Annotated in this window: 20 protein-coding genes; 13 read left to right on the top strand and 7 right to left on the bottom strand. The window is 68.9% G+C overall.

Annotation, left to right across the window (positions count from 1 at the left end; all coding sequences use genetic code 11):
* Positions 1 to 141 precede the first annotated feature (141 nt).
* Genes HD841_RS16110 through HD841_RS16100 form a run of 3 tightly spaced genes read left to right on the top strand, consistent with a single transcriptional unit; the run spans position 142 to position 2,865 of the window.
* A complete protein-coding gene (locus HD841_RS16110; RefSeq protein ID WP_257015665.1) occupies positions 142 to 1,605 on the top strand; it encodes a L,D-transpeptidase family protein in 1,464 nt (487 codons plus the stop codon).
* An 11-nt stretch (positions 1,606 to 1,616) separates the two neighbouring features.
* Positions 1,617 to 1,973 (top strand): hypothetical protein, encoded by a 357-nt coding sequence (locus HD841_RS16105; RefSeq protein WP_257015664.1) that lies wholly within the window; start codon positions 1,617 to 1,619, stop codon positions 1,971 to 1,973.
* Between the two features lie 10 nt (positions 1,974 to 1,983).
* Complete coding sequence (locus tag HD841_RS16100; RefSeq protein WP_179509910.1) at positions 1,984 to 2,865, top strand: D-alanyl-D-alanine carboxypeptidase family protein; 882 nt, start codon at positions 1,984 to 1,986, stop codon at positions 2,863 to 2,865.
* A gap of 64 nt (positions 2,866 to 2,929) precedes the next feature.
* Here the strand turns inward: HD841_RS16100 and HD841_RS16095 are convergent, their stop codons facing one another.
* Positions 2,930 to 4,222 carry a M20/M25/M40 family metallo-hydrolase gene (locus HD841_RS16095; RefSeq protein ID WP_179509909.1) on the bottom strand — a complete coding sequence of 431 codons (1,293 nt, stop codon included), beginning with the start codon at positions 4,220 to 4,222 and terminating at the stop codon, positions 2,930 to 2,932.
* A gap of 50 nt (positions 4,223 to 4,272) precedes the next feature.
* On the bottom strand, positions 4,273 to 4,728 hold the full coding sequence (locus HD841_RS16090; RefSeq protein WP_179509989.1) for a universal stress protein: 456 nt from the start codon (positions 4,726 to 4,728) through the stop codon (positions 4,273 to 4,275).
* Positions 4,729 to 4,839: 111 nt separating this feature from the next.
* Between HD841_RS16090 and HD841_RS16085 the strand changes: the two genes are divergently transcribed.
* From HD841_RS16085 to HD841_RS16060, 6 genes are read left to right on the top strand one after another with little or no spacing between them, the layout of a single operon-like run.
* Positions 4,840 to 6,195: a pyruvate dehydrogenase complex dihydrolipoamide acetyltransferase gene (locus tag HD841_RS16085; protein WP_179509908.1), complete on the top strand. Its 1,356-nt coding sequence runs from the start codon at positions 4,840 to 4,842 to the stop codon at positions 6,193 to 6,195.
* Between the two features lie 7 nt (positions 6,196 to 6,202).
* On the top strand, positions 6,203 to 6,418 hold the full coding sequence (locus tag HD841_RS16080) for a hypothetical protein (RefSeq protein WP_179509907.1): 216 nt from the start codon (positions 6,203 to 6,205) through the stop codon (positions 6,416 to 6,418).
* Entirely contained in the window at positions 6,415 to 6,807 is a 393-nt protein-coding gene (locus tag HD841_RS16075) for an acyl-CoA thioesterase (protein WP_179509906.1), read from the top strand. Before HD841_RS16080 ends, HD841_RS16075 begins: the two co-directional genes overlap by 4 nt.
* A gap of 25 nt (positions 6,808 to 6,832) precedes the next feature.
* Positions 6,833 to 8,227: a dihydrolipoyl dehydrogenase gene (gene lpdA, locus HD841_RS16070; RefSeq protein WP_179509905.1), complete on the top strand. Its 1,395-nt coding sequence runs from the start codon at positions 6,833 to 6,835 to the stop codon at positions 8,225 to 8,227.
* A 4-nt stretch (positions 8,228 to 8,231) separates the two neighbouring features.
* Entirely contained in the window at positions 8,232 to 9,617 is a 1,386-nt protein-coding gene (locus HD841_RS16065) for a hypothetical protein (protein ID WP_179509904.1), read from the top strand.
* Positions 9,618 to 9,675: 58 nt separating this feature from the next.
* Positions 9,676 to 10,020, top strand: coding sequence for a DUF3140 domain-containing protein (locus tag HD841_RS16060; RefSeq protein ID WP_179509903.1), 345 nt, complete (start codon positions 9,676 to 9,678; stop codon positions 10,018 to 10,020).
* 29 nt (positions 10,021 to 10,049) lie between these two features.
* Here the strand turns inward: HD841_RS16060 and HD841_RS16055 are convergent, their stop codons facing one another.
* From HD841_RS16055 to HD841_RS16035, 5 genes are all read right to left on the bottom strand, one after another.
* Positions 10,050 to 12,407, bottom strand: coding sequence for a putative bifunctional diguanylate cyclase/phosphodiesterase (locus HD841_RS16055; protein WP_179509902.1), 2,358 nt, complete (start codon positions 12,405 to 12,407; stop codon positions 10,050 to 10,052).
* Positions 12,408 to 12,646: 239 nt separating this feature from the next.
* On the bottom strand, positions 12,647 to 13,351 hold the full coding sequence (locus HD841_RS16050; protein ID WP_179509901.1) for a phosphocholine cytidylyltransferase family protein: 705 nt from the start codon (positions 13,349 to 13,351) through the stop codon (positions 12,647 to 12,649).
* Entirely contained in the window at positions 13,351 to 14,442 is a 1,092-nt protein-coding gene (locus tag HD841_RS16045) for an inositol-3-phosphate synthase (RefSeq protein WP_179509900.1), read from the bottom strand. Before HD841_RS16045 ends, HD841_RS16050 begins: the two co-directional genes overlap by 1 nt.
* Positions 14,439 to 15,299, bottom strand: a complete 861-nt coding sequence (locus HD841_RS16040) for a CDP-alcohol phosphatidyltransferase family protein (protein WP_179509899.1) — start codon at positions 15,297 to 15,299, stop codon at positions 14,439 to 14,441. Before HD841_RS16040 ends, HD841_RS16045 begins: the two co-directional genes overlap by 4 nt.
* A gap of 42 nt (positions 15,300 to 15,341) precedes the next feature.
* Positions 15,342 to 17,387, bottom strand: coding sequence for an NAD(+) synthase (locus HD841_RS16035; RefSeq protein WP_179509898.1), 2,046 nt, complete (start codon positions 17,385 to 17,387; stop codon positions 15,342 to 15,344).
* A 731-nt stretch (positions 17,388 to 18,118) separates the two neighbouring features.
* On the opposite strand from HD841_RS16035, the gene HD841_RS16030 reads away from it, so the two are divergent.
* The 4 genes from HD841_RS16030 (at position 18,119) to HD841_RS16015 (ending at position 21,753) form a co-directional block, all read left to right on the top strand.
* Entirely contained in the window at positions 18,119 to 18,466 is a 348-nt protein-coding gene (locus HD841_RS16030; RefSeq protein WP_179509897.1) for an ArsC family reductase, read from the top strand.
* Positions 18,467 to 18,579: 113 nt separating this feature from the next.
* Complete coding sequence (gene panB, locus HD841_RS16025) at positions 18,580 to 19,449, top strand: 3-methyl-2-oxobutanoate hydroxymethyltransferase (RefSeq protein WP_179509896.1); 870 nt, start codon at positions 18,580 to 18,582, stop codon at positions 19,447 to 19,449.
* Between the two features lie 226 nt (positions 19,450 to 19,675).
* Complete coding sequence (locus HD841_RS16020) at positions 19,676 to 20,431, top strand: tetratricopeptide repeat protein (protein WP_179509895.1); 756 nt, start codon at positions 19,676 to 19,678, stop codon at positions 20,429 to 20,431.
* Positions 20,428 to 21,753 carry an outer membrane protein assembly factor BamB family protein gene (locus tag HD841_RS16015; RefSeq protein ID WP_179509894.1) on the top strand — a complete coding sequence of 442 codons (1,326 nt, stop codon included), beginning with the start codon at positions 20,428 to 20,430 and terminating at the stop codon, positions 21,751 to 21,753. The genes HD841_RS16020 and HD841_RS16015 overlap by 4 nt, the downstream gene beginning before the upstream one ends.
* The last annotated feature ends 20 nt before the right edge of the window (positions 21,754 to 21,773 follow it).

Raw genomic sequence — 21,773 nt, 5'->3', positions numbered from 1 at the left:
CCGGCGCGGGGCGGTTACGATTCCGCTAACCCTATCGCAAATAATCAGGCGGTTGCCGGTGGCCAGTGCCATCCCGTTCAGCCTAGAGCGAGGTGAACGGTGCCACGGACGCCACAAGGGGCGTCCGCCCGGGGGAATATGATGAGACGAACGACTGCGACGGTGGTGATGGCGGCAATGCTGGTGCCGATGGTGCCCGCTTCGGCACAGGTGGCGCCGCCGCCGGTGGCCGTCACGACGCCGCCGCCCGCACCCGTCGCGCCGCCGGTGGTGATGCCGACGGTGCCGCTGCCGACGCTGACCGAGGCGCAGGCGACGCAGCTCGCCGCGCTGCTCGGCAAGGATACGCTGGCGCAGGGCCTCGCGCTGGTGTCGCCGCCGGCGCCGACTGCCGAAGCACGCGATGCGCTGGTCCGCGACGCGCTGGATCATGCGCGTGCGGTCCATGCCGGGCGGCTCGCCGAATCCGATTTCCAGCGCGATTGGGGGCTGCGGCCGCCCGTGTTCGATCCGCTGCCGGGCTTTGCCGAGGCGGTGAAGCGCGACCGGATCGCCGCCTGGTTCGCGGCGCTGCCGCCACCCTATGCCGGTTATGATGGGCTCAAGCTCGGCCTCGACCGCTATCGCGGCATCGCCGCGGCGGGTGGCTGGCCGATGCTGGCGGCGGGGCCCGACCTCGGCTTCGGCGCGACCGGCGCGCGCGTGATCGCGCTGCGCCAGCGGCTCGCCGTCGAGGACAAGGACGTCGTGACCAGCGGCACCACCTTCGACGCCGCGCTGGTCGAGGCGGTGCGCCGGGCGCAGCGCCGCTACGGGCTCAACCCGACCGGTACCGTCTCGACGCAGACGCTGGCGGCGCTCAACGTGCCCACCGCGGCACGGGTACGGCAGATCATGGCCAATATGGAGCGCTGGCGCTGGCTGCCGCAGGACCTGCCCCGCGACCGGATCCAGGTGAACATCGCCGCTGCGGTGCTGACCGTGTTCGACGGCGATGCGCCGGTGATGTCGATGCGCGCGGTCACCGGCCGGCCCGGCGACGAGACGCCGATGCTGTCGTCGACGATCCACAGCGTCGTGCTCAACCCGCCATGGAACGTGCCGACCTCGATCGCGACCAAGGAATTGTGGCCGAAGCAGAAGCGCGATCCCGGCTATTTCAAGCGCAACGGTTTCCGCGTGATCGACGGCACCCGCCTGCAACAGGTGGCGGGCGATCAGAGCGCGCTCGGCCGGTTCAAGTTCGACTTCGACAATGCCTTTTCGGTCTATCTCCACGACACGCCGTCGCGCGCCAAGTTCGCCAGCTTCAGTCGGCTTGCCAGCCATGGCTGCGTGCGGCTGGAGAAGCCCGCCGACCTCGCCAAGCTGTTGTTCAAGGGCGATCCGACCTGGACGCCCGAGGCGATCGACGCGGCGGTGGCAAAGGGCGACACCGTCCGCGCACGGCTGAGCAAGCCGGTGTCGGTCTATCTGCTCTACTGGACCGCCTTCGCCAGCGGCAGCGGCCAGATGAACTTCCGCGACGATCCCTATGGCTGGGACGGTACGCTCGCGGCGAAGATCGAGGCGCGTTCGGCGCGTCAGGCACTTGCGGCACGATGACGAGGGAAACGATGAGCTTTCGCACCAAGACGATGACGGTGGCGGCGCTGGCCGCCGCACTGCTGGCGGTGAGCGCCTGTTCGCGCTCCGAGCCGGAAGGGCCGATGGACGACAACACGCTCGGCCTCGACCAGCCGATGGTGAATGAGACCAACGACGTCGCGCCGGCGGAAACGCCGACCGCCGAGCCGCTGCCGACGCCCGACGCGAACGCCGCCGCAGCGATCGAGCCGCCGCCCGAGGCGCCGATCAAGCCCGACGCACAGGTGCTCGACGATGCCGACGCCACCGGCATGACCGCGCGGGTGACGCGCGACGAGGCGCCGGCACGCGAGGAATCGGCCCCCAACGATCAGGCTCCGCAATAAGGGGCGCGGCATGACGATGGTGACGCGCCGCACGGTCCACGGCTGGTGCGGCGCCCTGTTCCTGTTGGGCGGCCTCGGCGGGGCGATGCCGGCGGCGGCGGTGACCCGCCCGGTGTCGGCGATCCTCGTTGACGCGCGCGACGGTTCGGTCCTGTTCGCCGAAAATGCCGGTATCGTCCGGCGGCCGGCGTCGCTGACCAAGATGATGACGCTGTTCCTGACCTTCGACGCGCTCGATGCGGGGACTTTGCGGCCGGGCGATCCGGTCCGCTTCTCGCGCTATGCCGCGGGCATGGCGCCGTCGAAGGTGGGGATGCGGCCGGGCGCGTCGATGACGGTGGAGGAGGCGATCCGCGCGGTCGCGGTCATCTCCGCCAACGATGTCGCCGTGGCGCTTGCCGAGACGATCGGCGGCACCGAGGACCGGTTCGCGCGGATGATGACGCAGAAGGCGCGCGCGCTCGGCCTGCAGGATACGTCGTTCACCAACGCCACCGGCCTGCCGGGCGCGAACCTGACCACCGCGCAGGATATCGCGCGCCTGTCGATGGCGCTGCTGCGCGATCATCCGCGCCGCTATGCGGCGTTCGGGACGCGCTCGTTCAGCTGGGCCGGGCGACGTGTGCAGAACCACAACCATCTGCTCGGCGCCTACCCGGGCGCGGACGGGATCAAGACCGGCTATACCGCCGAGGCCGGCTTCGCACTTGCCGCCTCGGCCAAGCGCGGCGACCGGCGGCTGATCGCGGTGGTGATCGGCGAGCGCTCGGTCGCGCTGCGCGACCGGCGCGTGGCGAAGATGCTGACCGAGGGGTTCGCCGAGCCGAGCCGCGCGCCCGACCGGGGCAACCGGCCGGACACGCTGGAGGAGTGGCTGAGCAGCGGACGCTAGGGTCTGCCTCTCGTCATCTTCCCCCGTCATTCCGGCTTTTGCCGGAATGACGAAGGGGGGGACGTCACCGCCGTGGTGCGCGACCACCGAAGGTCGGCAGGCTCTCGCTGCCGTCCGCGCCGAGCGACGACACCGCGAAGAAGGTGTCGTCCACCGGCAATTGCGTCATCGTCGCGCTGGTGCCGGTCACGTCGCGCGACTTGGCCCATGCCGCGGTGTCGTTCGCGCGCCAGCGGATGCGATAGCCGACCGCGCCCGGCACCGCCGTCCAGCTCACCTGCGTATCGCGCGAGAGGTCGCCGACCAGCCCCACGCTCGCCGGCGCGGCGGGTGCCGCCGCGAGCCGCGCGACGGTCGCGGCGTTGATCGCGGTCACCTTGGCGAGATAGGCGAAGTCCATCCGGTCAATCGTGTCGCCGTAGACGACACCCTTTTCGGTGCGCAGGTCCTGATGCTGCGCGTCCCAATTCTCCGCACCGACCGAGAAGCGCACCGCAGGATAGCCGCGCTTGAGGAAGGGTTCGTGATCGCCGCCGCGGCCGAATCGATCGGGACGGCGGTCGATCACCACGTCGAAGCCGCCCGGGATCGACTCGGCGATGCCGTCGATCGCCTTGGCGAGCGCGCGGCTGGGGCCGTCGTCCTCGCCGCCTTCACCGCGGCGGCGCTGCTGCTGCGGCAGGTCCTCCGACGCGCGGATGCCCTCGGAGAAGACGCGGACGCGATTGGCGTCGCGCACGCCGCCCTGGCCGATGCTGTTGCCGACGATGTCGTTGTTGAGCATCGCGCTGACCTGCCAGCCGCGCGTCGCGGCGGTGTCGGCGAGCAGTTCGGCACCCCACAATCCCTGTTCCTCGGCGGAGAAGGCGACATAGACGATCGTGGCGTCGAACGTCCGCTTCGACAGCAGCCGCGCGGTTTCGAGCACCAGCGCGACGCCGGAGGCATCGTCATTGGCGCCGGGGGCGTCGCTGGTCGCATCCATCACGTCGGTGACGCGGCTGTCGATATGGCCGCCGATGATGATGACGCGGTTGGGATCGCGCCCCGGCTGGATGCCGAGCACGTCCTCGACCATCACGCCGCCCGGCGCGCGCGGGCCGGTGAAGCGGCGGCTGATCCGCTCCACCGTGATGCAGCCGCCGCAGTCGCGGCCGATCGCCGCGAACTGCTGCGCTGCCCATGTGCGTGCCGCGCCGATGCCGCGTTTCGGGTCGGTGGTGGAGGAGAGCGTGTGGCGCGTGCCGAAACCGACGAGCGCGGCGACGCTCGCCTTGAGTCGCGCCTGGCTGGGGGCAGGGGCGGGCGCGGGAGTGGCGGCGGCCGCAGCGGCGGCGAGGAGCGTGACAATGACCATCAGGCAGTGTGGCGTGCCCCGGCCCGCCGCTCAAGCCCCTGCAAAGACGGTCAACTCAGCCGGTCGATCGCCTCGCGGCTGAGCGAGCCCGGAATGATCATCACCGGCACGGGCAGGGCGCCGGCGTCCGATCCGGCGAAATGGCTGACCAGCTTGCCCGGCGCGCCCGCCGGTGCGGCGCCCAGCACCAGCGCCGCGATGTCGGGATTGGCGGCGATCATCTCGCGGATGATCTTGGTCCCGTCGCCCTGGCGGACGGTGATCGCCGGGCGCAGCCCCGATTCCTCGACCAGCGTGCCGGCGGCCGCCGCGACGAGTCCCTCGGCATGCTGCAACGCCTCTTCCTCGATCGTCGCCTGCACGCCGCCGAAGGCGATGAACTCCTGCGGCGGCAGCAGCGTGAGGATCTCGACACCGCCGCCGGTCTTCACCGCGCGACGCGCGGCAAAGCGCAGCGCGATCTCCGCTTCCGGGCTTTCATCGACGACCACCAGGTAGATACGCATCATTTTGCCCCTTTTCCGCTACGTGCCGTGTGGCCGACCCGCGCGCAAGACTTGACCCCCCGCGCTCGGGGCGCGAAGGGAGCCACCTGCTCCCCAGGCAAGAGGACCTGCATGTCGATCGAGATCAAGATGCCCGCGCTGTCGCCGACGATGGAAGAGGGCACGCTCGCCAAGTGGCTCGTCAAGGAAGGCGATAGCGTCAAGTCCGGCGACATCATGGCCGAAATCGAAACCGACAAGGCGACGATGGAGTTCGAGGCGGTGGACGAAGGCGTGATCGCCAAGATCCTGATCGCCGAGGGCACGGACAATGTGAAGGTCGGCGCGGTCATCGCGATCCTGGCCGAAGAGGGCGAGGACGCGTCCTCGATCGCGGCGCCGGCGAAGAGCGAGGCGCCCGCGCCCGCCGCGAAGGAATCGGAAGCCAAGCCGAACCCGGCCGATCCCAACAAGACCGGCAGCGAGGCCAAGCCCGCCGACCGCACGGTCACCCAGGCCGAGGATCACGGCAAGCCCGCCGACGCCGGCGAGGCGCCCAAGGCAGCAGCCCCCGCGTCGGGTGCGCGCGTCAAGGCGAGCCCGCTCGCCCGCCGCATCGCCGCGGAAAAGGGCATCGAACTGTCCGGCGTGACCGGGTCGGGGCCGAACGGCCGCATCGTCAAGGCCGACGTCGAGAGCGCCAAGCCCGGCGCCGCCGCGCCTGCCGCCGCGAAGAGCGAAGCCGCGCCCGCCGCTGCCGCCGCCGCGCCGGCGCCCAGGCCCGCCGCGGTGCCGGACGTTCCGCACGAGGCGACCAAGCTCAGCAACATGCGCAAGACGATCGCGCGTCGCCTCACCGAGTCGAAGCAGACCGTGCCGCACATCTACCTGACGGTGGATGTCCAGCTCGACGCGCTGCTCAAGCTGCGCGGCGAACTCAACGCCTCGCTGGAAAGCCGCGGCGTCAAGCTGTCGGTCAACGACATGCTGGTGAAGGCGTTGGCACAGGCGCTGATCGCGGTGCCTAAGTGCAACGTGATGTTCACCCCCGACCAGCTCATCAGCTTCAAGCGTGCCGACATCTCGGTCGCGGTGTCGACGCCCTCGGGCCTCATCACGCCGATCGTCGTCGGCGCCGACACCAAGAGCCTGTCGGCGATCTCGGCCGAGGTGAAGGACCTCGCCGCGCGCGCCAAGGACAACAAGCTGAAGCCGGAGGAATTCCAGGGCGGCACCGCGTCGATCAGCAACATGGGCATGTTCGGGATCAAGCAGTTCGAGGCGGTGATCAACCCGCCGCAGGGCATGATCCTGGCGATCGGCGCGGGCGAGAAGCGCCCCTATATCGTCAACGGCGAGCTCGGCGTCGCGACGGTGATGACCGCCACCGGCAGTTTCGACCATCGCGCGATCGACGGCGCCGACGGCGCCCAGCTGATGAAGGTCTTCAAGGAGCTGGTCGAGCGGCCGCTCGGTATGCTTGCCTGAGGCGATCATGGCGCGGACGCTCAAGTCCCGCACGGCGATCGAGCTGCTTCATCTCGTCGCCGGGTTGGTCGCAGCCGCGGCGATGACCTGGGCGGCGGCCTGGGCCTATCCGCTCGGCTATGAGACGATCTGGTGGTGCGGCGCAGGGGCGATGGCGGCGGCGGTGCTGATGAGCATCGGTCCGCTGCGTCGCGCCCGCGCGATCGACAGGAGGCGTATATGAGCTTGCCGCAGGGCTCCCCGACGATCCGCGTCACGGCGATGCCGGCCGACGCCAACCCCTATGGCGATATCTTCGGCGGCTGGCTGATGGGCCAGATGGATCTTGCCGCCGGTTCGGTGGCGTCGCGTCACGCCGGTGGCCGCGCGGTGACGATCGCCTGCGACGCGATGAAGTTCCACGCGCCCGTGCTCGTCGGCGACGAAGTGTCGGTCTATGCGCGGCTGGTCGCGGTCGGCAACACGTCGATGACGATCGAGGTCGAGGCGTGGCGCCGTGCCCGCCACCTCGAGGATTCCACCAAGGTGACGCAGGCGCGCTTCGTCTTCGTCGCCACCGACGAGAACCGGGCGCCGCGTCGCGTCGCGCCGCTGCCCGATCACACCTCATGACCCTTCCCCGGTAAGGACTTCACACGTGGCTGATACCTTCGACCTTCTCATCCTCGGTTCGGGTCCGGGCGGCTATGTCGCGGCGATCCGGGCGAGCCAGCTCGGCCTCAAGGTCGGCATCGTCGAGCGCGAGCGGCTGGGCGGCATCTGCCTCAACTGGGGCTGTATCCCGACCAAGGCGCTGCTGCGTACGTCGGAAGTCTATCATTACATGACCCACGCGGACTCCTACGGCCTGAAGGCGGACAATGTCGGCTTCGACCTCGGCAAGATCGTCGATCGCAGCCGCAAGGTCGCCGGCCAGCTCAACGCCGGCGTCAAGGGCCTGATGAAGAAGAACAAGGTCCAGGTGTTCGAGGGCGTCGGCGCGCTGACCGGCAAGGGCAAGCTCTCGGTCAAGCAGGGCGACAAGACGGTCGAGCTGGAGGCCAAGCACATCATGGTCGCGACCGGCGCGCGCGCACGCGACCTGCCGTTCGCCAAGGCCGACGGCAAGCGCATCTGGACCTATCGCCATGCGATGGTCCCCGAAGTGATGCCGACCAAGCTGCTGGTCATCGGCTCGGGCGCGATCGGCGTCGAGTTCGCCAGCTTCTACAACGACATGGGCGCCGACGTGACGATCGTCGAGATGCTCGACCGGATCCTGCCGGTCGAGGATGCCGAGGTCAGCGAGTTCATGACCAAGGCGCTGACCAAGCAGGGGATCAAGATCCTCACCCAATCGGGGCTCGAAAAGCTGGAAAGCGGCGCCAATGGCGTCACCGCGGCGATCAAGGGCGCCGACGGCAAGGTCACGAGCACCGAATTCAGCCATGCCATCATCGCGATCGGCATTGTCCCCAACACCGAGAATATCGGGCTGGAGGCGCTGGGCGTCGAAACCGAGCGCGGCCATATCAAGGTCGACGGCTTCGGCCGTACCAACGTCGAGGGCATCTATGCGATCGGCGACGTCACCGGCGCGCCGTGGCTGGCGCACAAGGCGAGCCATGAGGGCATCGTCTGCGTCGAGAAGATCGCCGGCCAGGACCCGCATCCGTTCGAGACGTGGAACATCCCGGGCTGCACTTACAGCCGGCCGCAGGTCGCCAGCGTCGGCTTCACCGAGGCCAAGGCCAAGGAGGCCGGCCATGACGTCAAGGTCGGCAAATTCCCGTTCATCGGCAACGGCAAGGCGATCGCGCTCGGCGAGGCGGAGGGCTTCGTCAAGACGGTGTTCGACGCCAAAACCGGTGAACTGCTCGGCGCGCACATGGTCGGCGCGGAAGTGACCGAGCTGATCCAGGGCTATGTCATCGCCCGCCAGCTCGAAACGACCGAGCACGAGCTGATGGAGACGGTGTTCGCACATCCGACGCTGAGCGAGATGATGCACGAAAGCGTGCTCGGCGCTTATGGTCGCGCGCTTCACTTCTAGGATCATGCCCGCCGACCGCCGCGCCGCCCGCACCATGGGCGGCGCGGCGGCGGTGCTGTTCGTCCTGTCGCTCGCGCTCTTCTGGCCGGGCTATGTCGCCTATGACAGCCTTGCCCAATATGCGCAGGCGACCAGCGGCCACTATGACGACTGGCACCCGCCGATCATGGCGCGACTGTGGTCGCTGTTCGGCGACCGTGGTCCGGCGCCGATGCTGGTCCTGCAACTCGGTGCCTATTGGCTCGGACTCGGGCTGTTCGCGGCGGCGCTGGCCGCGCGGGGGCGGCGTGGCGCGGCATGGGTCATGCTGGCCATCGGCGTCTGGCCGCCGCTGCTCGGCTGGCACGGCGTGGTGCTCAAGGATCTGCAGATGTCGGCGGCGCTGCTCGCCGCCACCGGCATCCTGAGCTGGTGGCGGCTGCGCGGCCGACCGCTGCCGGGCTGGGCATGGGCGGCACTGGTGCCGCTGTTCGGTTATGCGCTGCTCGTCCGCGCCAATGCGCCGTTCGCGGTGGTGCCGATGATCGTCATGCTCTCGCCCTGGCCGCGCGGCGTCGCACGCGCCGGTGTGGCACTCGTCGGGGTCGCCGTGGCGATCGGGCTGGCGTCGCCGATCAACCACAATCTGCTGCGCGCGCAACCCAGCGGCGTCGAGCAGACGCAGGCGCTCTACGACCTCACCGGGATCGGCGTGGCGACCGGCGACACCGGCGTCGGCCTGCCGGCGGCGACGCTCGACGCGATCCGCGCGAAACGATGCGTCACGCCATATTTCTGGGACCCGCTCGGCGAGCCACGCCGCTGCGAGGCGCTGGTCGCGCCGCTGCGGGCCGAGTCGGCGGGGACGCTGTACGTCCGTCTCGCGGGGATGATCCTGCGGCATCCGCTGGCCTATGCCGGTCATCGCCTGGCCCATCTCAATTCGACAGAGCGCCTGTGGGTGCCGCTGCACTGGCTCGGCGCCGCGCCGCTGCGCGCCAGCGAGCCCAACACGCTCGGCTTCGGCGAGCCCGGTGCGCTCGCCAAACGATGGCAGCTGATTGGCGCCGGGGTGATGGAGACGCCGCTGGGGTGGCCGATCGTCTGGGTGGTGGCGGCGATCGCCGGCCTGTGGTGCGCGCTGCGCGGACGCGGCGACGACACGCTCGCGGCCGCGCTGTTCACCTCCGCACTGACGATGGAGGCGAGCTTCGCGGTGATCAGCATCGCGTCGGACCTGCGCTACCATCTGTGGACGCTCACCGCGACGGCGATCGGCTGGGTGCTGCTCGGGCCGCGCCGCTGGCCGCGGGCGGTGACGCTGGTGCTGGTCGCGGTCCTGCTGGTCGGTGGCGTCGCGCGCGCGATCCTGCCGGAGGCGCCGCAGACCTATGTCGGGATGCTCGGCTGATCCGCGGCGCAACCCTTCGCAAGGCCACGACGTTGGGCCGGGCGAAGGAGAGCGAGACATGGCGGACGACCACGCGCAGATCGAGCAGGCGTTCAACGAGGCAGTCAACATGGCGCCGGCCGAGCTGGAGCGCTTCCTCGACAGCGACGACAGCCAGCGCGTCGGCTGGAAGGGCGAGGATGGTGACGGCAAGGGCGAGAGCGTCGGCCACGCCTCAGGGCGCCATATCGTCGCGATCAAGCGCACCAAGAAGGCGGACCTGACCGATGCCGATTATGCGCATATGAAGAAGGTGGTCGGCTACGTGCATCGCCATCTGGCCCAGGGCGGACCGGCGAAAGACAAAGAGCATAGCGACTGGCGCTATTCGCTGATGAACTGGGGCCACGACCCGCTCAAATAGGGTGATCCCTCGCCGCGCGACACAAGGCGTTACGCGGCGACGGTGGCGTCCCAACGGCGGCTCGCCACACCGCGCGCTTCCTCGACCGGCAACGGGCGGCCAAAATAGAAGCCTTGCACCTTGGTGCAGCCGAGGTCTTGCACCATGCGATGCTCCGCCTCGGTTTCCACCCCCTCGGCGGTCGTGGCCATGCCGAGGCTTTGCGCGAGCGCGACGACCGCGCGGATGATCGCGATGGCTTCCTTGACGCCGCGCGACGCGCCCTGGACGAAGCTGCGGTCGATCTTGATCGACGAGAAGCGCGTGCGCGAGAGATAGCCGAGCGACGAATAGCCGGTACCGAAATCGTCGAGGCTGAGCCGCACGCCCAGGTCGAGGATGCGTTCGAGCACCTTGGTGGCGCCAAGCCCCTCGTGCATGAAGACGCTTTCGGTGACCTCCAGCTCGAGCCGTTCGACCGACAGCCCGGAGTCGGTCAGTGCCGACGTGACCACGGCGACGAAGCCGGGGTTCTGCAACTGGTCGGCGGAGACGTTGACCGCGATCCGGGTATGCGACGGCCAGCGCGCCGCCTCGGCGCAGGCGGTACGCAGCACCCATTCGCCGATCGGCTGGATCAGCCGTGCCTCTTCGGCGAGCGGAATGAACTTGGCGGGCGAGACGTCGCCGAACTGCGGGCTGTGCCAGCGCAGCAGCGCCTCGAACCCCGTCAGGCTGCCGCTCGCGGCATCGACGACGGGCTGGTATTGCAGGTGCATCTCGCCTTTGTCGAGCGCCTGGCGCAGCGCCATTTCGAGCACGCGGCGCTCCTCCGCCTGGACGTGCAGCTCGGGCTCGTAGGCGTGGTAGACACCGCGGCCGGCATCCTTGGCGCGGTAGAGCGCGAGATCGGCGGAGCGGATCAGCATCTCCGCGGTGCGGCCGTCGCGCGGCCCGATCGCGAGGCCGACCGAGGCGCCGATGTAGAGCGTGTTGGCGTCGACCTCATAAGGGCGCGAGAGCGTTTCGATGATCCGCTGTGCCAGCGCCTCGACCGCGCTGCTGTTGGTGGCGTCGCGCATCACCACGGCGAACTCATCGCCACCCAGTCGCCCGCAGGTCTCGTTGTCGCTCATCAGCTGGCCGAGCCGCTCGGCGACGCGGCTGAGCAGGCGGTCGCCGATGGGGTGGCCGAGCGTGTCGTTGACCGCCTTGAACCGGTCGAGGTCGATCATCATGAACGCGCAGCGGCCGCCCCATTTGTCCGCCTCCGCCATCGCTCGCGCCAGCGTCTCGTTGACCATCAGCCGGTTGGGCAGGCCGGTCAGCGTGTCGAAGCGCGCCATCCGGTTGATCTTGTCCGCCGAGGCGCGCTGTTCGGTCACGTCCGAGCCGACGCCGCGAAAGCCGCAGAAGGCGCCGTTGTCGTCGAACCGCGGGCTGGCGGCGAGCTCCCACCAGCGCTCCTCGCCATCGACGGTGAGCGACAGGCGCAGGTCGCGGAAGCTGTCGCGCGTCTTCAGCTTGTCGGCGAGATTGCGCAGGCCCGGGGTGAACTCACCCGTCTCCCACGTCTTGCCGGCGAGTACCTGCAGGAACGGCATGCCCTCGATCGTCACCGGATCGAGACCGCAGGCATAAGCGAAGCGGGGCGAGGCCTTGACGACGCGGCGGGCGGCATCGGTTTCCCACAGCCAGTCGGCACTGGTTTCCTCGAACTCGCGCAGCAGCAGGCTGACCGTCTCGTCCCGCTCGGCGAGCGCGATCTGGCTGGCGCGGATCACCACCAGCGAGCGGGCGCGGTTGAGGCAGACGACGATGAGCATCACGGTGAAGATCGACGTCGCGCAGGCGGCGGCATAGCTGCCGATCACGATCAGCTTGATCGTCACCGACAGGCCGAGCCCGCCGACGAAGGCGATGGTGGCGAGCGCCAGGGGCGCCATCGCCACCGCGCCGGCGGTCATCAGCACCGACAGGATCATCCACAGCACATAGGCGCTGTTCGATCCGGGATCGGTGTTGAACACGAGGCAGGGCACCGACCAGGCAATGGCGAGCGCCAGCCCCTCGCCCGCGGTGGCGCGCAGATCGGCCTGGGTGGCATAGCCGCCGTCGCGATGGCGGCTGCGGAGGCGACGGGCCGCCACCGTCACCGCGACCACGACGACCAGCGCCGCCCAGCCGCCCAGCCACAGCGCGGACACCTGCGAGGCGAACAGCGACACCGTCGTCGCCGCGCCGATCAGGTTGGCGCAGAGCAGCACCAGCGCGAGCTGGCGGCCGGCGTCCAGCTGCGTCGAGCGGATGCGCGCCCAATGCGCGGCGTCAGCGCCGTCGCGGAACCCCAGCAGCTGCGAAAAGCGGATGGCACCGGGGTCCGAGGTAGTCGGGGAGTCTGGGTTCACACTCACGGGAATAGTCGGTCAAAGTTGACGGAGTGTTAGAACCAAATCGAGATTTCATCCGAAATGCCAGTAACTTCGACAGAAAGGCAGTCGGATCGGAGGGAAAGCGCGATGTGTCGCCTCGGGGTAAGCGGGAGGGCGGACCGATACGCGCTGCGGCATGACCTCGTCCTTCGACGGGGCTGCGCTTCCACACCACGGAAGATGCGATTGCCCTGCCCAAGCCGGGCGGGGTTATGTCACGCCGCCAGCTTGGTCATCCAGCCTTCGGCATGGGCGAAGGCGGGGGCGTCGTCGACGTCGAGCCAGTCGAGATCGCTGCAATCGACGATCTTCGCATTGCCTTCGGCGGCGAGCAGCCGGACGCCTTCGGTGAGCGAGGGGCTGTCGAGCGTTGCCAGCACGGCGAAGAAGCGCTGCGAGACCGCGAAGATGCCGGTGTCGTAGCAATCGTGTGGTTCGAGGCCCTTGCCGATGCCGACGATCGCGTCACCGCGCGTCGCGACGCAGGTGACGTCGAGCGGGTCGACCCAGGGGTGGCCGAGGCGCCGGTCGATGCCGAGGCGCAGGCCGACGCCGGCCCCGGCCTTGGCAAGCCGGCGATAGTGGCGTGGCTGGACGAGATGGTCGCACATCGCGAGCACCGCGCCCTCCGCGCCGACGAGCGCGCGCGCCGCCAGCGCGGAGACGCCGTTGGGCTGGTGATAGTCGGTCATCACCGTCACCACCTCGAGCGGCCATTGCCGGCCGGCGAGATGGGCGGCGATCGCGTCGGCGCCATAGCCCAGCGACACGATCGCGCGGGACAGGCCCGCCGCCGCCATGCCGTCGAGCGCATGGTCGATCAGGGCGCGCCCTGCCACCGGGCAGAGCGGCTTGAACGGCGTGACCGAACGGAGCCGGCTGCCCTGTCCGGCGGCGAGCAGCAGGCCCGTGGTGATCATCAGGCGGCCTTGATGAACTCTTCGACCGCGATCTGCGCGAGGTCGTCGGTCATCTGGGTGCGCGGATGCTTACAGAAATAGGCCGAGGCGGGATCGATGACGCCGCCGATGCCGCGATCCTTCGCGATCGCGGCGCAGCGGATCATGTCGATCGCGACGCCGGCCGAATTGGGCGAATCCTCGACCGACAGGCGCAGTTCGAGGTTCATCGGCACGCCGCCGAACAGCTGGCCCTCCATGCGCAGGAAGCAGACCTTGTTGTCGTTCTGCCACGGCACATAGTCCGACGGGCCGATGTGGACGTTGTCGTCGTCGAGCCGCTCGGCCGCGACCGACTGGACCGCCTCGGTCTTCGAGATCTTCTTCGACTCGAGCCGGCGGTGGTTCGACATGTTGAGGAAGTCGGTGTTGCCGCCGGTGTTGAGCTGGTAGGTCCGGTCGAGCTTGACGCCGCGCTTGGCGAACAGGTCGGTCAGCACGCGGTGGACGATGGTCGCGCCGAGCTGCGCCTTGATGTCGTCACCGATGATCGCCACGCCGGCATCCTCGAACTTCTTCGCCCATTCGGGGTTCGACGCGATGAAGACGGGAATGTTGTTGACGAAGGCGACACCGGCTTCGAGTGCGCATTCGGCGTAGAATTCGGTCGCCTGCTGGCTGCCGACCGGCAGGTAGTTCATCAGCACGTCGGTGCCGCTCGCCTTCAGCTCGGCAACGATCTCGGCCTTGGTCGGCTGGGTATCGTTGGCGACGATGAAGGTGCGGTCGTCCTTATAGTCGGCCATATGGTCGGCAACGCCGTCGAGCACCGCGCCCATCTTCACGACCGCGCCGGTCGCCGGCACGTTGGCGGCGAAGACGGCGGTGCAATTCGGCTTGGCGAAGATCGCCTCGGCGACATCCTTGCCGACCTTGCGCGCATCGACGTCCCAGGCGGCGACGACCTTGATGTCGGAGGGCTTATAGCCGCCGAGTTCCCAATGCATCAGCCCGACGAGATCGTTGGCGCCTTCGCGATAATGCTCCAGCCCCTGGACGAGCGAGCTCGCGCAGTTGCCGATGCCAACGATGGCGATGTTGATGCTCTTCATGAATGACCCTGTTCGCTTGGATAAAGAATGGACTGCGGCGTGGCGCCGTGAACGAAGCGGCGCTCGACGCGCCGGTGACGGTAGAGACCGACCGCGCAGATCAGCGTCAGCGGGACGATCTCGAACCAGAAGAAGATGCGTGGGCTGCCGAGCAGGCAGGCGAGGCAGACCGCCCAGACGCGCACGTTGGCGGTGAGCAGCGACTGCAGCCGCATCACCGGCACGGCGGCGGCGGCATAGGCCGCGGCGAAGGCACCCTGATCCTCGGCAGCGCCGAAGCGGCGCTCGAACGGCATCGAGATGCGATCGACCGAGCCGGCGACGCTGTCGTAGAGGCGGACGAGGAACATGCCCGTCGGCACCGGCACGGCGGTGAGCGGTTGTCCGCGCATGCGGCGGTGGAAGCGCGCGCGCTCGCCTTCGTAGAGGCTCGACTGGACGGCGTGGCAGCCGGCGGCGGCGATCGCGAGAACCCAGCCGCCCGTGGTGCCGATCGTCCAGGCCAGCGCGATATAGATCAGCGCGAACACGCCATGGTCGCACAGCCCGTCGAGCGTGCGGCCGAGCGCGCTCGCGGTCTTGGTCGCGCGCGCGATCATGCCGTCGAGTCCGTCGGCGATCAGCCAGGCGACCGAGAAGATCAGCCCGACCACCGCCATCGCGGGATTGGTCCAATGTGCATAGGCGATCGCGGCGACCGTGCCGCAGCCGAGCCCGATCAACGACACCGTATTGGCGGACACGCCATGTCGCAGGGCAAGAGGCAGCAAGGCGTGCGACGCGGGATGAATCAGGTAAAGATTGGATGGGTCCTCGATCCGGCGATCGCGCGAGCCATCCCGGGGAGGCGGTGTCATCAGATCTTCATAATGCGCCCCCGCCCTTATAAAGGCAAGATTCTACGGAACGTTTCGGCGCAACTCGTCGAGCCATACGGCCGCCGTGCCGTCCGAAGGCGCCCGCCAGTCGCCGCGCGGGCTCAATGCGCCGCCGCCCGAGACCTTCGGCCCGTTTGGGATGGCGGAGCGTTTGAACTGGCTGAGCTGGAAGAAACGTACGACGAACCGTTCGAGCCAATGCTTGATCGTCGGCAGGTCGTAGGCGGTGCGCGCCTCGGCGGGGAAGTCCGCCGGCCAGTGGCCGGCATCCTTGTCGCGCCACGCGTGCCAGGCGAGGAAGGCGACCTTCGATGGCGCGAGGCCGTGGCGGACGATGTAATGCGCGAAGAAGTCGTTCAGCGGATAGGGGCCGATCATCGACTCGGTGCTCTGCATTGCGCCATCGGCATCGGCGGGGACCAACTCGGGCGAGATCTCCTGGCTGAGGATCGTCGAGAGCACCTGGTTGGTGGCCTCGTCATATTGGCCGGTGCGGATGCACCAGCGGATCAGGAACTGGATCAGCGTCTTGGGCACGCCGCTGTTGACGGCATAATGGCTCATCTGGTCGCCGACGCCATAAGTGCACCAGCCCAGCGCCAGCTCGCTGAGATCGCCGGTGCCGAGCACGATGCCGCCACGCTGGTTGGCGAGGCGGAAGAGGTAGTCGGTGCGCAGGCCGGCCTGCACATTCTCGAAGGTGACGTCGTACACCGCCTCGCCCCGTGCGAAGGGGTGGCCCATGTCGGCGAGCATCTGCCGTGCGGCGGGGCGGATATCGATCTCGTCGGCGGTGCAGCCGAGCGCGCGCATCAGCGCCCAGGCATTGCCCTTGGTGGCGTCGCCGGTGGCGAAGCCGGGCATGGTGAAGCCGAGGATATCGGCGCGCGGCCGGCCGAGCCGGTCCATCGCCTTGGCCGCGACGATCAACGCATGCGTCGAGTCGAGGCCGCCGGACACGCCGATGATAAGCGTCTTTGACCTGGTGGCGGCGAGCCGCTTCGAGAGCGCCTCGACCTGGATATTGAAGGCTTCGTAGCAATCCTCGTCGCGGCGGCCGGGATCGTTGGGGACGAAGGGAAAGCGGCGGATCGGCCGGTCGAGGCCGATATCGGTCAGGCTCGGCTGATGCGTGAAGCCGATACGGCGAAAGCGCGTCTCGGGATGGCCGGCGGCGATCGCCGAGTCGTTGAACGTGCCGTTGCGCAGCCGCTCCTGCACGATCCGTTCGAGATCGACATCGGTGACGGCGAGTTCGGGTGCCTGCACGAAGCGCTTCGACTCGACCAGCAGGTCGCCGCATTCGTAGACGAAGCCCTGGCCGTCCCAGGCAAGATCGGTGGTGCTCTCGCCGGGGCCGGCGGCCGAATAGATATAGGCCGAGGACGTGCGCGCCGATTGCGCGGCGGCGAGCAGCATCCGCTCGCGCCCCTTGCCGATGACGATGTTGGAGGCGCTGAGATTGCAGCAGATCGTCGCGCCCGCGAGCGCGCCGGCAGTCGACGGCGGGGTCGGCGCCCAATAATCCTCGCAGATCTCGGCATGGATGACGAAGCCGGGCAGATCCTCGGCGGCGAAGAGCAGGTCGGTGCCGAACGGCACGTCGTCCTCGCCGAGGCGGATGGTCAGGCTGTGGAGGCCAAGGCCCGAGGCGAACCAGCGCTTCTCGTAGTATTCGCGGTAATTGGGCAGGAAGGTCTTGGGCACGACGCCGAGGATACGGCCGCGGTGGAGCGCGACCGCGCTGTTGTAGAGCCGGCCGTTGCGGACCAGCGCGGCGCCGACGAGCAGCAGCGGCGCGAGGCCGGCGGTCTGTGCGGCGACCGCCAGGACCGCGGCTTCGCTGGCGCGCTGTTGCGCCGATTGCAGGTGGAGATCGTCGATCGCGTAGGAGGTGAGGTTGAGCTCCGGAAAGACGACGAGATCGACGCCGCGGCGTGCGGCCTCTGTCGCCATGGCGACGGTCGCTTCGACGTTGGCGGCGACATCGCCGACGCTGGCGAGCGGCGTCGCGGCGGCGACGCGGGCAAGCTGGTGGCGGTGGATCGAGTGGAAGGCGTCGGTCATGGAGAGGTGGTAGCCGTGATGAGAGGCGGGTTCTACCCGTGCAACGAGCGGGCCGGGGGGATGATCCGGCGGGGTTGGCGCGGGGAGCATGAGGCTGATCCGGTTCTCGACTCTTCGCCCTGCGCTGTGTCGAGGTCGTCGTGGGTGACGCATTGGGCGGGATCGACATGCGCGGGTACCGGGATGACGCCGTAAGGTCTGCGGCCATGGATTGCCGCCTACGGGGGATGACAGTCTGTAGTGCGGGAAAGGTCCCCCTCCGTCGTCATGCCGGCGGAGGCCGGCACCCATGGATGCGAGGCGCCAATGGTGCGTGCCAACCCTGATTGCGTCGTGTCCATGGGTCCCGGCGTTCGCCGGGATGACGAGGGGGATGACGACGGGGATGGCGCGGCTCGACCCGATGATCCTGAGGCGGTGCGGTGGGTCATGCGCGCATTTTGCCGCTCTTCGTCATCCCCGCGCAGGCGGGGATTCGGGCGCGCCGGTGTCGGGATGGAGCCGTTAGGTCTGCGGTTATGGATCCCCGCCTGCGCGGGGATGACGCTTGTGATGAGGGATGGCCCCATCCGTCGTCATCCCGGCGGAGGCCGGGATCCATGGATGCGGGACGCGGATGGTGCGTGCCGACCTTGGTTGCGCCGTCGCCGGGGCCACGCATTCGCCGGAGGACGATTGCGCGCGTGAGCGTGTGCGTGGCGTCTTGTTCGCGGCATGGTAAGGGGCGCGGCATGACGTTGACACTCTATGGCATCCGCAATTGCGACACGGTGAAGAAGGCGCGCGCGTGGCTCGACGCGGCGGGGATCGCCTACGATTTTCATGATTACAAGACGCAGGGTGTCGACCGGGCGCTGCTGGAGGGCTGGGTCGCGCGGCTCGGCTGGGAGGTGGTGCTCAACCGGGCGGGGACGACGTTCCGCAAGCTGCCGGACGCAGACAAGGCCGGGCTGGATGCTGAACGTGCGGTGGCGCTGATGTGCGCGCAGCCGTCGATGATCAAGCGGCCGGTCGTCGAGGCAGGGGAAACGCTGCTCGTCGGGTTCAAGCCGGCGGAGTGGGAGACGGCGTTGGGGTAGCGTGCGGTCCGCTCTCTCCATGGCGGGGGAGGGGGCGCGGCGGCGATCAGCCGGCTGTGACGCCGCTCGGCATGGCTCTGGATCGCGCCTCCACCGCGCGGTAGAGGCTGCGCATGTCCACGACCTACACCATCGACACCGCGACCAGCCGCGCCAATCCCACTCCGGCACCGCGCAAGCGGCTGACCGTCCCGGCGATCCGCCAGCGCAAGTCGAGCCGGGAGGGCGGCGGCGAACCCCTGGTGATGCTCACCGCCTATACGGTGCGCAACGCGCAGCTGCTCGATCCGCATTGCGACATGCTGCTGGTCGGCGACAGCCTGGGGCAGGTGATCTACGGCCTGCCGTCGACCGTGCCGGTGACGTTGCAGATGATGGCGGCGCATGGCGCGGCGGTGGTCCGCGGCAGCTATCATGCGGTGGTGGTCATCGACATGCCGTTCGGCAGCTACGAGGCCTCGCCGCAGCAGGCGTTCGAGAGCGCCGCATTCCTGCTCAAGGAGACCGGCGCGGCGGCGGTGAAGCTGGAAGGCGGCGAGGCGATGGCGCCGACGGTGCGCTTCCTCAGCGAGCGCGGCATTCCGGTGATGGGCCATGTCGGCCTGACGCCGCAGGCGGTCAACGTGCTCGGCGGCTATGGCGCGCGCGGGCGCAGCGAGGCGGAGGCGGCGAAGATCGTCGCCGATGCCACCGCCATTGCCGATGCCGGCGCGTTCGCGGTGGTGATCGAGGGCGTGATGGAGCCGATCGCGATCCGCATCACGCAGGAGATCGCCTGTCCGACGATCGGCATCGGCGCCTCGGCGCAATGCGACGGGCAGGTGCTGGTGGCGGAGGACATGCTCGGCCTGTTCGAACGCACCGCGCGCTTCGTGAAGCGATACGACGACATGGCGGGCCGGATCTCCGCCGCGGCCGAAGCCTATGCCGGCGAGGTGCGGTCGCGAAGCTTTCCGGGGCCGGAGCAGATCTATCCGGCGTAGGACAGATATCCGCCCCGGCAAATGTCCCGATGCGGGGATCGGATGGCCGATGCGTCAAGCAAACCGATCGAGCCGCATCACCACAGCCTTGTGCGATAGCGCTGCGGCCGGCGCGGACGGGGGTCGGCGGAGCCGCCCTCAACGCGCCACATTTCCCGTGCTTTCGTTTCACGGACGCCGCCGCTAAGAGTGCGCGCGAATTCCTCTGTCTGTTCCGGAGCCCTCCTTGGCCCTTACGCCGCAAAACAACGAAGCGTTCCTGCGCGAAGTCGATGACGAGCTGCGCCGCGATCAGCTGACGACCTATTGGGAACGCTACGGCCGCTGGACGATCGCGGCGATCGTACTGGCGCTCGCGGCCTTCGCCGGCTTTCTCTACTGGCAGCATCGCCAGACCGAGGCGGCGGGTGTCGAGGGCGAGCAATTGCAGGCGGCTTATGACGCGCTCGGCGCCGGCCAGACCGACAAGGCCAATACGATGCTCGCCCCGATCGCGGGTTCGAACCGCGAAGGCTATCGCGCGCTGGCGCTGATGACGCAGGCGGATATCCTGCTCGGCAAGAAGCAGGACAAGGCCGCCGCCGCGCTCTTCGCCAAGATCGCCGCTGACCAGAGCATCGCGCAGCCGTTCCGCGACCTCGCGCTGATCCGCCAGACCACCGCCGAGTTCGATACGCTGAAGCCGCAGGTCGTCATCGAGCGGCTGCGGTCGCTGGCGGTGCCGGGCAGCGCCTATTTCGGCAGCGCGGGCGAATTGCTCGCGATCGCCTATCTCGACAGCGGTCGCAAGGACCTCGCCGGCCGCCTGTTCGGGCAGCTCGCACAGAATGACGCCGTCCCCGACTCGATCCGTCAACGCGCGGTTCAGATGGCCGGCACGATGGGTGTCGACACCGCGGGCGCCGCCGCCGGCGCGAACGTGCGCATCGTCTCCCCCGCCAGCGCGGCCGCGGCACAATCGAAGGAAGCACCTGCGCAATGACGACCAGATATCGGGCCTCGGTGGCGGTGGCGGCGCTGATGGCGCTGTCCGCCTGCGGCATCTTCAAGGGCGGCCCCAAGAAGACCCCGACGGTCGGCGAGCGCGTGCCGATCCTCGCCTCGGAAAATGCGATCGAGGCGGACAGCACGATCGCCGACATCCAGGTGACGCTGCCGGCGGCCGAGGCGAACGACGCCTGGACGCAGCCGGGCGGCAATGCGGCCAAATCGATGGGCCAGCTCGCGCTGGCCGAGGCGCCGTCGCGCGCCTGGCAGGCGTCGGTCGCCGGCGGTTCGAACCGCCAGCGGCTCGGCGCGTCGCCGGTCGTCGCCGATAACAAATTGTTCGTGGTCGACGTGACCGCGCAGCTCCACGCCTTTGCCGCCGACACGGGAGCGAAGCTGTGGAGCGCCTCGGTCAGCAGCGGTGACGAGAACCGGCCGGCGCGCTTCGGCGGCGGCGCGAGCTATGACGAGGGCCGCGTCTTCGCCACGGACGGCGTCGGCGACGTCGTCGCGTTCAACGCCGCGGATGGCAAGGAAATCTGGCGCGCCAAGCCGGGCGGGCCGCTGCGCGGCGCGCCGACCGTCGCCAACGGCTCGGTCTATGTGCTGAGCCAGGACAATCAGATCTTCGCGCTCGATCAGAGCGACGGCAAGGTCCAGTGGGCGCAGTCGGGCACGCTGGAGACGCAGGGCGTGTTCGGCGTCGCCGCACCCTCGGCCAGCCAGGGTACGGTGGTCGCCGGCTTCTCGAGCGGCGAGCTCAACGCCTATCGCTACGAGAACGGCCGCGTGCTGTGGGGCGACGCGCTGTCGCGCACCTCGATCACCACCTCGGTGTCGAGCCTGTCGGATATCGACGCGGCGCCGGTGATCGACAGCGGCCGGGTCTTCGCGGTCGGGCAGGGCGGCCGCATGGTCAGCCTCGACCTCGCCACCGGCCAGCGGCTGTGGGAGCAGAATTTCGCCGGCATCTCGACGCCGTGGATCGCGGGCGAATGGCTGTTCGTCGTCACCGACGATGCGCGGCTGGTCTGCCTGGCGCGCTCGAACGGCAAGGCGCGCTGGATCGCGCAATTGCAGCGGTTCAAGAACGCCAAGAAGAACAAGGGGCCGCAGGTCACCTGGTTCGGGCCGGTGCTGGCGGGCAACCGGCTGGTGCTGACCAATTCGCTGGGGCAGGTGGTGTTCGCCTCGCCGACCGACGGCAGCATCGCGACGACGATCGAGGCGAAGGACAGCTTCGCGCTGCCGCCGATCGTGGTGAAGTCGACGCTGTACACGCTGGGCCAGTCGGGCAAGATCACCGCGTACCGGTGACCCAAAGTCCTCCCCCGCCA

This window comes from Sphingomonas melonis, from assembly GCF_013409985.1.
In the GTDB taxonomy this organism is placed as follows: Bacteria; Pseudomonadota; Alphaproteobacteria; order Sphingomonadales; family Sphingomonadaceae; genus Sphingomonas; species Sphingomonas melonis_A.
This window is presented reverse-complemented; position numbering and strand designations above follow the sequence as displayed.